This window comes from Brevibacterium yomogidense, assembly GCF_016107685.1.
Lineage (GTDB): Bacteria > Actinomycetota > Actinomycetes > Actinomycetales > Brevibacteriaceae > Brevibacterium > Brevibacterium yomogidense.
The window spans coordinates 19,253-35,327 of the sequence record NZ_JABASY010000009.1 but is presented as its reverse complement, the minus strand read 5'-3'; the positions used below and the strand labels follow the sequence as shown (position 1 = coordinate 35,327).

The 16,075-nt window shown below is 60.5% G+C and carries 14 protein-coding genes; 13 read left to right on the top strand and 1 reads right to left on the bottom strand.

Features of this window, described 5'->3' with window-relative positions; translation table 11 throughout:
- Positions 1-2: 2 nt before the first annotated feature.
- Genes JFC09_RS15835 through JFC09_RS15810 form a run of 6 tightly spaced genes read left to right on the top strand, consistent with a single transcriptional unit; the run spans position 3 to position 7,174 of the window.
- A complete protein-coding gene (locus tag JFC09_RS15835) occupies positions 3-1,496 on the top strand; it encodes a hypothetical protein (protein ID WP_198395021.1) in 1,494 nt (497 codons plus the stop codon).
- Complete coding sequence (locus JFC09_RS15830; protein ID WP_198395020.1) at positions 1,493-1,819, top strand: hypothetical protein; 327 nt, start codon at positions 1,493-1,495, stop codon at positions 1,817-1,819. The genes JFC09_RS15835 and JFC09_RS15830 overlap by 4 nt, the downstream gene beginning before the upstream one ends.
- Positions 1,820-1,832: 13 nt before the next feature.
- Entirely contained in the window at positions 1,833-3,329 is a 1,497-nt protein-coding gene (locus JFC09_RS15825; protein WP_332839802.1) for an SCO6880 family protein, read from the top strand.
- Entirely contained in the window at positions 3,329-5,026 is a 1,698-nt protein-coding gene (locus JFC09_RS15820) for a hypothetical protein (RefSeq protein ID WP_198395018.1), read from the top strand. The genes JFC09_RS15825 and JFC09_RS15820 overlap by 1 nt, the downstream gene beginning before the upstream one ends.
- Positions 5,026-6,774, top strand: a complete 1,749-nt coding sequence (locus JFC09_RS15815; protein WP_232483709.1) for a type IV secretory system conjugative DNA transfer family protein — start codon at positions 5,026-5,028, stop codon at positions 6,772-6,774. Before JFC09_RS15820 ends, JFC09_RS15815 begins: the two co-directional genes overlap by 1 nt.
- On the top strand, positions 6,764-7,174 hold the full coding sequence (locus JFC09_RS15810; RefSeq protein ID WP_198395016.1) for a DUF4913 domain-containing protein: 411 nt from the start codon (positions 6,764-6,766) through the stop codon (positions 7,172-7,174). The genes JFC09_RS15815 and JFC09_RS15810 overlap by 11 nt, the downstream gene beginning before the upstream one ends.
- 43 nt (positions 7,175-7,217) lie before the next feature.
- Here the strand turns inward: JFC09_RS15810 and JFC09_RS17110 are convergent, their stop codons facing one another.
- Positions 7,218-7,535 carry a response regulator transcription factor gene (locus tag JFC09_RS17110; RefSeq protein WP_408610980.1) on the bottom strand — a complete coding sequence of 106 codons (318 nt, stop codon included), beginning with the start codon at positions 7,533-7,535 and terminating at the stop codon, positions 7,218-7,220.
- Positions 7,536-8,409: 874 nt separating this feature from the next.
- On the opposite strand from JFC09_RS17110, the gene JFC09_RS15800 reads away from it, so the two are divergent.
- The 7 genes from JFC09_RS15800 to JFC09_RS15770 all read left to right on the top strand — a co-directional run bounded on the left by JFC09_RS15800 (position 8,410) and on the right by JFC09_RS15770 (position 16,063).
- Positions 8,410-9,453 (top strand): extracellular solute-binding protein, encoded by a 1,044-nt coding sequence (locus JFC09_RS15800; protein WP_198395014.1) that lies wholly within the window; start codon positions 8,410-8,412, stop codon positions 9,451-9,453.
- Positions 9,454-9,557: 104 nt separating this feature from the next.
- Complete coding sequence (locus tag JFC09_RS16990) at positions 9,558-10,577, top strand: Gfo/Idh/MocA family protein (RefSeq protein WP_198395013.1); 1,020 nt, start codon at positions 9,558-9,560, stop codon at positions 10,575-10,577.
- Positions 10,574-11,629 (top strand): prenyltransferase/squalene oxidase repeat-containing protein, encoded by a 1,056-nt coding sequence (locus tag JFC09_RS15790; protein WP_198395012.1) that lies wholly within the window; start codon positions 10,574-10,576, stop codon positions 11,627-11,629. Before JFC09_RS16990 ends, JFC09_RS15790 begins: the two co-directional genes overlap by 4 nt.
- A 48-nt stretch (positions 11,630-11,677) precedes the next feature.
- Complete coding sequence (locus JFC09_RS15785; protein WP_198395011.1) at positions 11,678-13,069, top strand: NAD-dependent succinate-semialdehyde dehydrogenase; 1,392 nt, start codon at positions 11,678-11,680, stop codon at positions 13,067-13,069.
- Between the two features lie 62 nt (positions 13,070-13,131).
- The gene (locus JFC09_RS16985; RefSeq protein WP_198395010.1) at positions 13,132-14,151 is read left to right on the top strand and encodes an ABC transporter permease; all 1,020 of its coding nucleotides are present in this window, start codon (positions 13,132-13,134) and stop codon (positions 14,149-14,151) included.
- A gap of 3 nt (positions 14,152-14,154) precedes the next feature.
- Entirely contained in the window at positions 14,155-14,964 is an 810-nt protein-coding gene (locus JFC09_RS15775; protein WP_198395009.1) for an ABC transporter permease, read from the top strand.
- Complete coding sequence (locus tag JFC09_RS15770) at positions 14,957-16,063, top strand: ABC transporter ATP-binding protein (protein WP_198395008.1); 1,107 nt, start codon at positions 14,957-14,959, stop codon at positions 16,061-16,063. Before JFC09_RS15775 ends, JFC09_RS15770 begins: the two co-directional genes overlap by 8 nt.
- The last annotated feature ends 12 nt before the right edge of the window (positions 16,064-16,075 follow it).

Sequence of the window (16,075 nt, the reverse complement as noted above, 5' to 3'; positions counted from 1 at the left end):
CTATGGCTGACAGCGGGGGCATGACTGACTGCTCGTGGTACGAGGTCGGGTGCAAAGTCGGAGGCGTCATCTCGGACGGCGTCGGAGCGATTGCCCATGACCTCCTCGTGAAGGCTGGCGATGCCATCACCTTCCTGAACAAGGGGTGGCTGTCGTGGTCACCGGGCATCGACACGGAGTCGAACGCTGTCGCACAGATCCAGGCGAATCTCTGGTGGTACACCGGAGCTATCGCCATCCTCGGGATTCTGATCGCTCTGAGCCGGATGGTCCTCAGCAACGATTTCAAATCCCTCATCGGCGTGGCCAAACCCATCGTGAACCTCATCATCGTCACAGGAACCTACGCAGTCGGTATTCGTCTGCTCGATGATGCGGGCAACGAGCTGGCTGTCTGGCTGTTCGAACAGATCGAAGTGAACTACGACGGGTCAGTCGGCCTCGACGCGATCACGGGCATGATCGTCATGAACCCTCAAGCCGTCAACGCAGCTATCGGCGGTGCTTTGATCGTTGGTCTTCTGGCGCTGTTGGGTGCTGTCGTGCTCTTCGCGTTCATGATCTTCCGTGACGTGATGGTCCTGATCATGCTGGCTTTCCTGCCGACACTGGCAGCCTCGACGGGTACGGAGACCGGTGACCAGGCGTTTAAGAAAGCCAACGGCTGGCTACTCGCGCTGCTCTTATTTAAGCCAGTTGCTGCTGTCGTCATCGCTCTCGGTGTGACGTTGATGGGGGACAACACCAGCATCAGTGGCGAGGCCGAGGGCGGGATCATGCGGCCGGTGTCCGGAGTGATCGTCATCTGCCTCGCCTCCCTTGCCTTGCCAGCTCTCATCAAGTTCGTGGTCCCCGCAGCCTCCGCCGGGTCAGGTGCCTTTTCGGGCGGTGCTGCGGTCGCTGGCGCCGCGACTGTGGCCGGTGGAGCGGCGGTCCTCGCCGCGTCTGCTGGAACGGGCGGCGGCGCCGGTGCGGCTGCGGGCGGCGGCTCGAAACTTGCCTCCGCTGGTGGCGAGAAGGGCGTGGGTGCCCCGACCGGAGGAGGAACGAGCGAGGGGCCGGCTGGCGCGACGTCGTCGCCCTCCAGTGACGGCGGCGGGGGCCCCGCAAGTGGAGGCGCCCCCGCAGACGCTGGCACGACAGCGGGAGAGTCCTCGTCCGGCGACGGCGGCCCTAGTAGCGGGACTGGTTCCTCAGGTGGGGAGACCGGGTCGACGGAGGGTGCAGCGCCCGGTCAGTCGTCCACAGGCGGTTCGCCGGAAGGTACCTCCTCTGGCTCATCGTCTGAGGGTGATTCGTCTGGCGAAACGTCAGCCAGCGGTGCCGAACAGACGGGCGGCACTGGTGGCTCGGGCGGTCCCTCCCAGCAGCCGGCAGGCGGGTCACCCTCGGGCGGCGGGACGTCCGGCTCGGACGTAGCTGCTCTCACGCAAGCGCTTGGTCAAGGAAGCGCGGACGCGCAGAGCGGTCTCGATGAGGCGGCGGAGGGATCGTGATGCGGACAGCTGTGGGCCGCTGGTTGATGAGGATGCCGCTGCGGCGGGGCCGCGACCTGTGGGCGCATACCGGTGCCGCTATCGGCCTGGCGGTGGTTGGTGCGGCCGTCGTGGGCGGGATTGGCTCGATCGATGCCGGGGCACTGGCGCTGTACGTGTTGGCGATCCCTGCGGCTGTCTATGTGGGCCTGATCCACTTCTGGCCCGCCATACGGACGGACATCGCGGCCACTCGTCGGCACAGGGAAGCCGTCGAGGCTGAGGACTCAGCCGTGGCTTCGGCTCAGGAGATCCTGGGAGGGGGCCGGACTGATGAGCAGTAACACAGAGATCAAAGTGCAGCCGGGCACTTACGGGAATATGACCAAGCCTGGACGGTCGGGCATTCTCGGCCTCCCGATGGCGGCATCCCTGGCTGGCGTGCCGCTCGTCCTCCTCGTGGTCGGAGCAATGGCGCGGGGCTGGTTCCTGGTCGCGCTGACAATCGGTCTCGGCGGCATCATCGCTGCCGTGTTGGTGCTGGTCACGCGGAAAGACGGACGCTCAATCTATGGACGGACGATGCTGAAGATCATGCAGAAGCGAAAAGAACGGACGGGGAAGCACGTCTACCTCGCCGGACCCACGGGCAGGGCGCGCGATGGAGCGGTCCGCCTGCCGGGGCTGCTGGCTCCGAGCGAGCTGAGCGAGCACACGGATTCCTACGGCAACCACTTCGGCATGATCCGAGTCGCTGGTCAGGGGGTGAAGAACTACTCCGTGGTCTTCGAGGCCTACCCGGATGGCGACGAGCTCGTGGATCAGCAGCGGGTGAACTCGATGGTCGCGCATTGGGGTGGGTGGCTTGCCCAGCGCGGCATCGAAGAGGGCATCCGTGGTGCCTCGGTCACCGTTGAGTCCGCGCCGGACTCGGGCCTGCGGCTGCGCAGGATGATGGCTGCCAACGCCAGCGGTGCCGGGTCGGAATTCGCGACGGCTGTGGCCGAGGCGATCCCGGATGAGTACGAAGGTGGAGCACCTGTGCTGACGACCCGCCTGACCGTGACGTTCGACGGCAAGGCCGTCGACGGGTCGGGTAAGGATCGAGGCGTCGAGGAAATGGCCCAAGACATCGGTAACCGGCTGCCGGTGATCATGTCGGGTCTGATGGACACCGGTGCCGGCACGTCAGTGCGCACGGCCACGGCACAGGACATCATCGACCACACGCGCATGGCCTACGACCCGACGACGGCCACACAGATCGAAGAGGCCTGCGCAGAAGGCGGGACCGGTCTTTCGTGGTCAGATGCAGGGCCGGTCTTCGCGCTCGATGCGTTCGACCACTACCGCCACGACCGCGCCTTCTCGAAGTCGTGGACGATGTTCGAAGGCCCTCGTGGGGTGTTCCACTCGAACGCACTGCGGCGCGTGCTGGAACCCTCCAAGGACGTGCTGCGGAAACGCGTGACGATCCTCTATCGGCCTATTCCTGCCGCGAGGGCCACGGAGATGGTCGAGCGGGACATCAACGATGCGACGTTCGCGGCTTCTCAGCGTCAGCGAGTCTCAGCCCGCGACGCACAGCGTCGGGCGGCAGCGATGAAGTCCGCGCAAGAAGAAGCACAGGGGGCCGGTCTCCTGCGGTTCGGGCTGGTGGTGACGGTCTCGGCGGCGAATCCGGAACGGTTCAAGCAGCTGGATAAGCAGATCCCGGCGTCGTTCAACCAGGCCCGCCTACGCGTGCGCACGGCGCTGGGCAACCAAGCGGTCACGTTCCAGGCCGGACTGCCTCTCGGCCTGGTTCTGCCAGACCACATGCTCCTGCCGGACGAAATTCGTGACTGGATGTGATGACAGTGCTGAATCTGAAACCCAAGCGTCTGCGCACGGCAAAGCCGAACCGCAAGGACCAGCGCGACGAGCAGGAGGATCTGGTCCGCAGTATGCGGCTGACCCCGAAGGAAGCGACGGCGCTTCAGCGGCAGGTCGCTCAGGAAGAGCGTGCCTCCCGGAAGCGTCCCTCGACCGTGAGGCGGTGGGTCGAGAACGCGGAGGCTGCCCGGGTGAAGACATTAGAGAAGCCAGGCCCGCGCGGCTGGAACGTACCAGGCGGTGGCCCGGCGGGATACGTCGAACCTCCGGTCGAGGCGCAGGGCACCTCGGTGCAGGTGTGCGGCCTGTGGCCGTTCGTCGCCGGTTCCTCCTCCCCGATGGTGGGCGTGCCGCTGGGCAACCACCTGCGGCGCGGCACGACCGTGTGCGCGGACCCGATCATGTGGTTCCTCGCGAACCTCGTGTTGCAGCCCTCCGCGTTCGTCCTCGGACGCCCCGGGCTGGGGAAGTCCTCGCTCATGCGGCGCATCGTGACGATTCTTCAGGCATGGGGTGTGACCCCCCTCGTGCTCTCAGACACGAAGCCGGACTACGTGCCACTGATCCTCGCGATGGACGGACAGATCATCGAGGTCGCCCGCGGCCGCGGGCACCTCAACCCACTCGACCTCGGCCCACTGGTCCAGCACCTGCGGGAGATCCCAGAGGCGCGCCAGCGGCACGCTGCGCTAGAGGAAATGCGCGGTCGCCGGCTAACGATCCTCTCAGGACTCATCAGCCTCGTCCTCGACCGGAAGCTCGAAGCACACGAGACGGCGCTGCTGTCGGAGACGATGCGGGTACTCGATCCCGACCTTGAGAACGCTCCAGTGATCGGTGACGTGGGCCGGCTCATCGAGTCGCGCCACGACCGGCTGCGCGCGATCGCGCTCGACCGGGGCGACGATGGCCACTATGACAAGCGCGTCTCCGGGCTGCTCGATGCGTGCACGGCACTGGGTCCGAACGGGCCGTTCAGCGACTTGTTCTCCGCGCCGACGTCGGAACACTTGCAGCCGGGGGTTCCGGCTGTGTTCGACATCTCCGGCATTGACGACGGGGACAAGACGATGGGCGCGGCCGTGCAGACGGTCTGCTGGGGCCTCGGCTCCGCGATGGTCTCGGCTGAGAAGCACCTCGCGGTGGGAATGGGGCAGGACCAGCGGCATTACTTGCTCATCATGGATGAGATGTGGCGGATGCTGCGCGCCTCGGAGCAGATGGTCTACTTCCTCGACTCGCTGACCAGGCTGAACCGCACGCTGGGTATCGGGCAGATCATGTGCACGCACACGATGGGTGACTTGAAGCTCTCAAGCGATCACCTCACAGAGATTGCGTGGGGCTTCGTGGAGCGGTCCGCGATGGTGTTCCTCGGCGGGCTTGCAGAGCGCGAGATGGGCAATCTGGAAGAGGTCTTCATGCTCAGCCAGGATGAGAAGTCGATGATCACCGACTGGTCCGCCGAAGGCGGCATCAATCCGGACACGAACCGGGCAGCCTCCCCACCGGGGTTGGGGAAGTTCATCCTCAAGATCGGCAAGAAGCCGGGTATCCCGTTCCAGGCCGTGATGACCAACGTCGAAGGTCGGGTCAACGATACGAACCAGGCGTGGTCGAAGAAGCCCGCTCAGCGCGAACCGACAACCAGTGCACCCGAAGGTGAGGGCTGGTGATGGCCCGGCAGGCAGGGCGGCGGCCCCAGCCGCAGAATGACGAGCTGGCGTGGATGCTGCTCGGCGGCGTCCTCGGGCTGATGTTGCTGCTAGTTGTTGCGTGGTGGGCCGGTGGCCTGTCGAGCGCGCCTGTGCGGGAGGTCGCAGGCTCCGCGAATCCGGCCACGATCATCCTCGGTCAGTTCAGTGGCAGTGTGCCGGTCACGGCCGGCCAGGTCGTCGTGTTCATGCTGATCATGGTGGTCTTCGCCGCGATTACTGGACTGCTGGGCTGGGCGGCGTGGAAGCAGGTCGGCGGACGGTCGCGGGTCGATGACCGCGCGAAGTCGATGGCGCATGTGAAGGACATGGAGGAGTTGACGGCAAGGCGGCAGGCCGCCGATGCGGCACGTCTCGGCGCGGGTGGAGCCTCGGAGGGTGTGCCGCTGGCGAAGCTGGTGAACAACCGTAAGCGGCTGTTCGCGTCGTGGGAGTGGGTGCAGCTGTGGATCATGGGTCCGCGTGCGGGTAAGACCTCGTGCGTGTGTGTGCCCCAGATCCTGGAGACGAAGGGGCCGGTCGTGGCCACCTCGAACAAGCGAGACATTGTGGACCTGACGCGGGGGCCGCGTTCGCGTGAGGGCGTGGTGTGGGTCCACGACGTGCAGGGCATCATCGGTGAGCCGGCCTCCTGGTACTGGAATCCGCTGAGCTTCGTGGATGGTATGGAGAATGCGGAGAAGCTGACCGATGTGTTCGTCTCGGCCCTGGCGAACGCGAATGCGCGCGAGGATGCGTACTTCGGGCCGACAGCCAAGGGAGTGCTGGCCCGCTACATCCTTGCGGCTGCGCTCGGTCAGCGTCCGATCACGGACGTGTACCGGTGGGTCAATGACGAGACTGACTTCACGGCGGTGCGCCTGCTACGGGAGGCCGGTGAGTTCGGTCACGCGGAGAACCTGGAGGGCAATCAGAAGGTGACCTCGAAGCAGCGTGACGGCATCTTCGGTCAGGTGCGTACGTGGGTGGGCATCCTGGGCAATCCCAAGGTCGCCTCCTGGGTGCGACCGGATGCGAACCCGAACCGGCCGGAGTTCAACCCGGAGGCGTTCGTGAAGTCCTCGGACACGATCTACCTCATCAGTCGTGAGGGTGGCGGGTCGGCGCGTGCGATCACTGCTGCGTTGGTGATGGCGATCCTGCACACGGCTGAGCGGGCGGCTTCTCGGCAGGCCGGGGGTCGGCTCTCGACGCCGCTGATGGCCGTGCTCGATGAGGCAGCGAACGTCGTCCGATGGCCGGAACTGCCAGACCTCTACAGCCACTACGGCTCGCGCGGCATCGTCGTGTCGACGTTCTTCCAGTCCTTCGAGCAGGGTGTGGAGGCGTTCGGAGAGCACGGCATGAAGAAGATGTGGTCGGCGGCGAACATTCGCGTTGCTGGCTCGGGCCTGTCGGAGGATCCGTTCCTGCCGTTCTTGTCCTCGCTCATCGGTGATCGGGACGTGGTGAAGCGGACCTCGCAGACGCAGGGAGGCGGCCGCATGGGTGGTCGGTCCTCGTCTACTTCCATCCAGCGTGAACGGATCATGGAGCCGTCTGATCTGGCTCAGTTGTCGCGTGGCCGCGCGGTGATGACTGCTTCGGGGCAGCCTGCTGCGCTGTTGGAGTTAGAGCATTTCTCACAGAAGGATTACGCCGACGACGTGAAGGCGTCCCAGGAGTTCTACGAGTCGCAGATCGGTAAGGAGGAACACCATGTCCGATGACTTCGAGACGGAAGAACCAGTCGAGGAGCCACCAGCGTTTGAGCCGCTTTACTCGTCTCTGGATGCGTGGGTGACCGATTGGCTCCTGCCGAACTACTCGCGGCCGCTGCGGGACGTGTCGCAGTTCCGCTGGGACCCGCAGTGGTGGCGGTACTCGGAGGTCGTCATGCGTTTGGAGGCGCTGTGGGCGTCGTGGGAGAAGATGCGTCTGGAAGGTGGGCCGGGGATTGTGGCGTTCTTCCGCGACTACCTGGACCCGATGATGCGGGTCATCCTCGATCCTGCCGGACCGTTCCACACTTACGATCCGAACAAGACGGACCCAGATGGCGAAAGGGATATGCCGGAGCCATTGCCGCATTCGCCGTTGACGGTCCCAGACCTGTTCAAGCTCAACTGAGATGGACCGAACGCGTCCGCAGCAATTTGTGGCCGCGGTCCGTTCACCCGTCTGTGGCAGACGGCACGTAGATACCCTCCCCGATTGCGATCGATGCGACTGCAGTACGCGAACTGGCGCTGAACTTGTGCAAGATCCGTTCAACATGTGTCGACACTGTCCGGTGGCTAATCCCGTGCCTGGCTGAGATCTCTCGGTTACTTAACCCAGCGACTAAGCCCGAGACCACATCAAGCTCCCGAGCTGACAATCCATACGGTAGGGAACCTCGGCGCCAACTCACCAGGTGCTGGGATTCGGCTGCCGCACCACACGGAACAATCTCCGCCGGGAACACGGTGCGACCGGTCCCTTTGACCATGAACTTGCTCGGGGAGCGACCACTCCGAACAAGTCCCTGTGCCGCGTCTATGAGGCCGTCTGGCACTTCACCATCGACATAACCTCCGACGGTCCCATCGGAGGCAATCAGAAGCCCCCCTTGCCCTGCAGACTCCACCAACGCCGACAACGACGGGACGCACGCTTCGAGAAGCGCGACTACGTCTTCACTTGGGGGCGTGTAAGAGTCTACGTTTAGTGCCAGCATGCCGACGTAGCTAGTGGGGGAGTACAGGGGAACAGTAAGTCCTTCGTACAGACCATGTGGCCGAAGAACATCGCGGAAGAACGGTGACGACGACTGTCCTGGCACATCTATCCAGCGCACGGGCGAACGGCGCTGTTGCATCTTGTGCCATTTCGGGTCAGAGACATATGCCCCCGAGACCACGGCCTCAGCCACTGAGTCCTCGTACCGGGAGACCGCAAGTGGCAGATGGTGGCTCCGCGTGGGGTCCCAACGAGCCAGCAGTGCTCCTGCGTACCCAACAACACCCTTCAGTTCATCGACAACGTCAGACGCACGCGTCTTGATATCAACCGCCGGCCTGGCCGCCGCCTGGGCCATACGGATGGCAGACGTCGCACCCTGCAAGCTAATCATGCCGCAATAGTACAGCTAACCAAGCCGCCATCAGTCGTCGGGTACGTACGATGACGTATTTCGGCTCCGCCGAGAGACGAGTAGAGTCAACGAAACGTGACGCCGCGGACAACTCTCGTCGACCGTGCGTCAGAGACACACTGTGCCTCGCACAGGGCAGAGGGCTCCCCAAAGCTCACACATTAACACGCCCTGTTATCAGTCGCGCACTGAGCGCAATATTACGAATGTAGTGCAGGGAGACATCTCAATGATGAGAAACCGCAAAGCATTGCCCTTGGCAGCCGCTGGAGCCGTAGTCGCGATGACGCTCACCGCATGTGGGGGAGGCATCGGGTCAGGAGACAGCAGCCAGGTCGTTTTCGCCACAACCGGCGGGACTACGACCGAAGCCTTACAGGCCAGCGCTTACGAAACGCTGGCTGAGAGCGGAATAGAGGTCCTGGAGGAAACTCCGAACGATCGCGCCAAGCTCATTGCTATGACGGAATCAGAAAACCCCATGTGGGACGTCTTTCATTCCGCCCCTTACGACACCATCGAACAGTGTGGAGTCCTCTATGAGGAAATCGATTTCGATCGCATCGAATCAGATGGCGTGAATCTCGATAGCGCCAATAAGTGTGGCGTTCCATTCCTCCAGTCGAACTTTGTTCTTGCATATAACGCGGACACCTACGGAGACAATCCACCGACTGGCTGGGAGGATTACTATGATCCCGAGTTCCCTGGTGAGCGTGGAATCATGAACTACCCAAAGGACATGGGCCTCGAAACAGCTTTGCTCGGGGCAGGCGTTGAGCCTGATGATCTCTACCCCATTGATTACGACAAGGCCTTCGAAACCCTCGACGGAATCCGAGGCAATCTGCACTTCTTCTCCACGGGAGCCGAGCAGCAGACTGCACTCGCGAACGGGACCGTCGACATGATGCTGGCCTGGCCGACACGGCTCGCCGGAGCACAAGAGAAAGGTCCTGACATCGAAGTCGTATGGAATCAGCCGATTGCTTACAGCGACGCACTCGGGATCGTTAAGGGCGCCCCTAACCAGGATGCGGCATACGAATTGATCAACGCGATCCTCGACGAAACGAGCCAGGCAGCCCTTGCTGAGGTTATGCCCATCACGCCTGTCAACGAAAACGTCCCGACCTCCGACGCTCCTGAAATCGAGGAGTTCCTGAACACTGAAGAGAAGTCCGAAGGAACCACCATCACCCGCAATGACGAATGGTGGGGCGAGAATCGAGACGAAGCAACTGAGCGCTGGACGGCCTGGGTAAACCGCTGACGACCCAGTAGTGGGAAAGCCGGCCGTCGCGCCCGCATGCGGTACCTCATTCGGCAAGAAACTAGTCACTGTAACGCGATCAATAGAATATTAAAGGGAAGACTGTGAACGAAATAGTAAAAACTGCGATCATAGGCGCCGGCCGATGGGGCCAGGTCATGATTGCCGCCTGGCAAAAGAACCCGAATGTCTCGATCGAGGCGGTCTGCGACCTAAACGGCGAGCAGGCTCGGGCTGTAGCCGACAAACACAACATCCCTCGGTCGTTCTCAGATATCAATGAAATGTTCCGTACTGCGGATATCGATGCTGTTGGGATTGCAACTCCCGACTTTGCTCACCGCGATCCAGTCGTGATTTCGTTGGAACACGGCAAGCATGTTCTCGTGCAGAAGCCAATGGCAACGAATGTGGCGGACTGTCAGGCGATGGTCAAGGCCCAGGAGTCTTCCGGTGCCCACCTCATGGTCGACTTCCAGCACCGGTGGGGCATTGGTTATCGAGAGGCAAGAGTAGCTGTCAGCCAAGAGTCGTTCGGAAACCCTGTGCATGGCCGCATCAGGATGAGCAATAAGCAGAGCGTTCCTCTTGAGATGCTGAGCTGGTCGGGTCAGTCAAACGTTCTGTGGTTCATTGGAACCCACACCTTGGACCTCCTTCGATACATCCTTGGCTCGGATCCCGTTAAGGTCTTTGCTGCATCCGAATCCAATATTTTGCGAGCAAAGGGGCCTGACACGGAAGACTTTTTCCAGTCGATGATTCAGTTCGATAACGGAGCGTGGATCCAGATGGAGAACTCCTGGGTCCTGCCAGCGGGCGGATCCAGCACAAACGAGACCGACATGATCATTTATGGAGCAAATGAGTCGGTTGAAGTCAAGCAATCGCCCACGGACCTCGTCGTGAAAAGCACCGAAATTGGAACTGAAGTTCCTGACGGCGCTCGCGCGGACATTACCGCGCGGCACGTATCGATCAATCATTTTATTGATTGTATCCGCGAAGGAGTGGCGCCGTCGGTAACCGGATACGACGGTTTGATGAACACTGCGACGCTCGTGGCTATTGAGAAATCCGCAAAAACCGGACAGCCAGTCCTGATCGAGGAGATGCTCTCGTGACCGCTACTCACGAATCAACCCAACTCAAGGAATCCCGCAGTCAGGTACGCCGCGCACGCGATCGGGGAGCGCAGTGGCTTCTCGAGCAGCAGCGTTCCGATGGCGCACTCAAGGACACCGACAACACTTTGGCGACCTACTTCAAATCGCCGCTTGCGTTCTCTAGCGCGGGCGAAGGCGCCGCGGGGAAGCAGTTGCTCTCCTGGGTGCGGGAGAATGCGCTGACTTCGATTGGAGATTTCGCAGGGGCGGATGGGCGCGGTACGCAGGCCCACAACGCCACCTACGCGAACGCTTGGCTTATCGTGGGCGCGCAACGGCTTGGGGACTACGATCTCGCTCACCGAGCCGTCGAGCGGCTGCTCGAGCTTAGGTTCGATGGTGGAGGCTTCTATCGTGTTACGCCGGACCAGAGCGTTCCTTCCCCGAGTGAACAGGACGGCGGGGTTTACACATCTGGTTTAGTGCCTGGTACTACAGATCTCCTGTGCACTTCAATGAGTGGCCATGCGTGTCTCGCTACGGGGCGTTTGCGTGAAGCTCAGATGGCAGGTGACCTCCTTTGCAGAATGTGGGAGGCGCAACCGAGCGTGTCGAACGGTGTCTACTTCCAGTGGCACGATCACGACGGTCTGGTGACGGATTTCAGCGAGGACGTAGCTGATGCCTTCATGATCATCGCCAATGCGACGAAACAGAAGTACTTCCAGGTCGGTATCGCAGCGTCGTTCCTTGCGAAACTATACGAGGTAACCGGAAACGATAAGTATCTACAAGTGGCGTGCGGCTACTTGGATGCGATCGAATTCTTTGCCGAGGATCGGTTCAGTACTCCTCAATCTGGAAAGGTTGGCTGGGGTGCCGCCTACGTGTACCGGATCACGGGCGATTCGAAGTACCAGGACATTGCTCGAGCTGTTGGTGAATCCTTGGTCACCTTGCAGGGCGCTACAGGATCTTGGGTCGAAGACTCTCAGGATATGTCGCGCCAGATCGAGGTGACGTCTGAGTTTGTGGCGCTGTTGAATGAGATTGAGGACGCGCTCCGGTAAAGCGTAATAGTCCATTCGATAAAGAATACTCCACGGAAGGAACAGGGCTTGTCTGCAGACTCAGCGTACCGAATTGAGAACCCGTCCACCGGCGCGGTTGAGAAAACCTTTCGGTTCACGAATGATGAAGAAGTGTCATCTGCCATCAAGGCGGGGGACGAGTCGTATGTGGAATGGTCTTCGCGTTCGATGGCCGAGCGCGGAAGCATCCTTGAGCGGCTTGCCTCGCTGCTCGATGAGCGTGCGTCTCAGCTTGCTGCTATCGCGACCCGGGAGATGGGTAAACCTCACGCTGAAGCGGTGGGCGAAGTCAAATACTCAGCACAGATCGTACGGTACTTCGCTACCGAAGGAGAACGGCTGACCCAGGATCAAGAGCTGAAAGATGTGGATGGCACTAAAGCAGTGCTTCAGCGTCGACCGATCGGTTTACTTCTCGGGATCATGCCGTGGAACTATCCGTACTACCAGGTGGCGCGCTTTGCTGCGCCCAATCTGATGCTGGGCAATACCGTTCTCCTAAAGCACGCGGAGATCTGTCCAGGTTCTGCCTTGGCAATACAGGATCTTATGGACGAAGCCGGGGTCCCCTCCGGCGTGTACCAGAACCTTTTCGCCACGCACGAGCAGATTTCCACAGTCATTGCTGATCCTCGCGTACAGGGGATATCTCTGACTGGGTCAGAGCGAGCAGGGTCGCAGGTCGCAGAGCAAGCCGGCCGCCACCTGAAGAAGGTTGTCCTTGAGCTGGGCGGATCCGACCCCTACGTTGTGCTGTCGACTGAGGACATCGATGCAGCTGCGGAGACTGCCTGGTCAGCCCGAATGGCAAACTCAGGGCAGTCTTGTGTTTCGAACAAGCGAATAATCGTCATGGAGGACATCTATGACGAGTTTGTCGATGCACTCAGCGCCAAAGCTCGAGCGCTCTCCCCCGCGGATCCGATGGACAGCCCCCCGAACGGATTTGCTCCGCTATCGTCAGAAGCAGCGGCAGACCGGTTGCTCGGTCAGATCCAAGATGCAGTCGCCAACGGTGCGACTGTAGTCACAGGAGGCACCCGCGAAGACTGCCCTGGGTACTACGTGAAGCCTGCGGTCATCACCGGGATCACGCCATCAGCCCGCGCGTATAGGGAAGAACTATTCGGGCCTGCCGCCATGGTCTACAAAGTTTCCAGCGAGACGGCAGCACTTGAGCTCGCAAATGACTCGGATTATGGACTAGGCGGATCCGTGTTCTCTACAGACGCTGAACAGGCGGAACGAGTAGCACAGCAGCTCAACGTTGGAATGGCTCACGTAAATGCTTACCACACTGCGGGCGCTGATCTTCCGTTCGGCGGTGTGAAGCGATCTGGTTACGGACGCGAACTCGGGCCACTGGGGATGGACGAGTTTGTCAACAAGCGTTTGTTCACGTTGAACACACCGGCATGAGTAGATGACAGCCTTAGGGATGCGGGCGCTCACCCGTCCAGCGAGCGCGTCGCTCCAATGTCGTGTTCGACCACATCCTCCGCAGCAACGCCGCCAGACACTTCGAGATCGAGCTGGCTTCACACTGCGGGTTCTCCAGCAACAACTTGGGGGTGACACCTGTGTCCACTTCGACCGCGACAGGGGACGATAAGAAGGCGAACCGTCGCGCGACGGAAGACAGCTCTTCAGTCAAACGCGACCGCCGCGCACGGCGTATGCGGCTGTTGATACTCGCGCCGCCACTGGCATTCGTACTTCTCCTCTTCGTTTACCCAGCCCTTGAGCTGCTGTGGCGATCATTCACGGACCCTGAATCAGGATTTGGCAACTACGTCCGAATCGCGACTGATCCTGTCGTGAGCACAGTCATCGTTCGAACTGTAATCATGGCGGCTATCGTAACCGTCACATCGGTTGTCATCGCTTACCCCTACGCCCATCTGATGAGTATTGCGACAGACCGCTGGCGCATGGTTCTCACCGCAGTCGTGCTCATCCCACTCTGGACTTCCCTCATGGCACGCACGTTCGCTTGGATCGTTCTGCTACAGAATGATGGGCCCGTAAGCGGTCTATTCGAACTATTCGGCTTTGGTCCTGTCACACTCCTCGGGACAACCCCTGGCGTTGTCATCGCTATGGCGCAGGTAATGCTACCTTTCGTTGTTATGCCGATGTACACCAATATGAAAGCGATCGACTTGCGGCTACTAGACGCTTCCCGATCGCTCGGAGCAAAGCCCTTCACCGTATTTCGCAAAATATATCTGCCTCTTTCGTTCCCCGGTATCGCGTCAGGCGCCACGCTAGTTCTCGTGCTGTCCCTCGGCTTCTACGTGACACCAGCACTTATCGGAACACCACAGAACTCCATGTTCGGGCAGTACATCGCTGTGCAGATTAACGAGCTCGTCGCCTTCGGGTACGCAGGAGCCCTCGCTGTTGCACTCATCGCCGTGACTCTGATTCTTCTCGGCGGAGTACGGATAGCGACCAAGACAAAGATGTCCGACAGCCAAAGCAGCATAGGAGGGAGGTGAATCATGGAGAAACCATCGTTCGGCAGATCCTTCCTGATTGCGTTCAGTGCGTTAGTCGCAGCCTGGCTTGTCGTTCCCACCCTCATTGTCATCCCTATCAGTTTCACCGGCGAGAGTAGCTTCGCGTTCCCGCCGCAGTCGTGGAGCTTGGATTACTACAAAAACTTCTTCAGTGATCCACGATGGCTCAATTCTCTATTTAACTCGCTTCTGATTGCATTAGTCGCAATGACTATTGCTACCGTCCTCGGCACGATGGCTGCGTACGGACTCTCGATAGCGACATTCCGGGGCAAACCGGCCGCACACCAGCTGTTCCTCGGACCGCTGATTATGCCTTCAATCGTGGTGGCAGTCGCAACATACCTGATATTTCTGCAGTGGCATTTGGTGGGCACTTTGTTGGGATTCATCGTTATCCACGCAATCTTAGGAATACCGTTCGTGGTCACCAACGTCACCACGGCCCTGTCTTCATTTGACTACAATCTTGAACGAGCAGCAGCCATTCTTGGCGCGTCCCGATTCAAGACGTTTATGCAGGTAACGCTGCCAATAATCCGTCCGGGTATTGTGGCGGGCGCACTTTTCGCGTTCGTGATTTCCTTTGACGAGGTGGTGGTGTCGCTGTTCATACAGTCGCCGATGCTTCAGACGTTGCCTGTACGCATGTATGCGTCAGTGGCCGAGGAGGTCGACCCCACGATCTCCGCCGCCTCTACAATTGTTCTAGCAGTATCAGCACCCCTTCTGCTACTGGCCAATACGCGCACTAAGCGCAAGACAAAGAAGAGTGAGGTGTCCCATGCATAGCGGAGCACGCCTATCCGAGACGGGCGCCCAGATTGATCTCGAATCTGTGACAAAGGTCTATCGCGGATCCACCGAAGAAACGATCAAGGGAATCGATTTAAGTATCAAGGAAGGCGAGTTCATGACCTTCCTTGGAGGCAGTGGAACAGGCAAGACAACTACGCTGAACATGATCGCGGGATTTGAAACGGTGACGACCGGCGAGATCCACCTTGATGGCAAGGACATTTCTCGCCAGAAGCCTCACGAGCGCGGCCTCGGGATGGTCTTCCAGAATTATGCACTGTTCCCTCACATGACGGTTCGAGAGAATATCGAATTTCCTCTTAAGCAACGCAAGGTGTCCCCCAAGGGGATTGCCCAGCAGGTGAACGAGGCGCTCGATATGGTCGATCTGGGTCAATTCGGGGAGCGTCTTCCCTCGCAGCTATCGGGTGGCCAGCAGCAGCGCGTGGCGTTGGCGCGCGCTATCGTATATTCACCCCGCGTGCTTTTGCTGGACGAGCCTCTTGGAGCACTTGATAGACGACTGCGAGAGTCCCTTCAGGTCGAGATTTCGCGGATCCATCGTGAGCTAGGGTTAACGTTCGTTTACGTGACCCACGATCAGGAAGAGGCTCTGGGCATGTCCGATCGAATCGCCGTCTTTAGAGACGGTCAAATAGAGCAGGTGGGAACGCCGACAGAAGTGTATGAGTCGCCGGCTAATAGTTTCGTGGCGACGTTTCTCGGCGATTCTAACGTTTTTTCGGGAAGTTTGAAGGGCGACGTACTTGATACGGGGTGGGCTCAGTTCAAAGTCGACGCGGGAATGTCTTCCAACCAGCAGTCGGGTGCGATGGATCTTGTCGTTCGGCCTGAACACATGAGTATTGGTGACCCTCCCGCGGCCCCGCATAACTCGATCACCGGCGGCGTGATTAGTGTGATGTTCCAGGGCGCGTACAGGCGCGTGTCCGTGGAACTCTCGAATGGTCTGGTCTGCTTGGTCCGCGAACCTGCCAGCGTCAGGAGCGGGGTTTCGATCGGGGACCGGGTGACCGTTTGGTGGCACCCGGTGGTTGGTATCGCTGTAGCCGGTGAGAAGGCGTCCGCTTAGCCGATTCGGTTC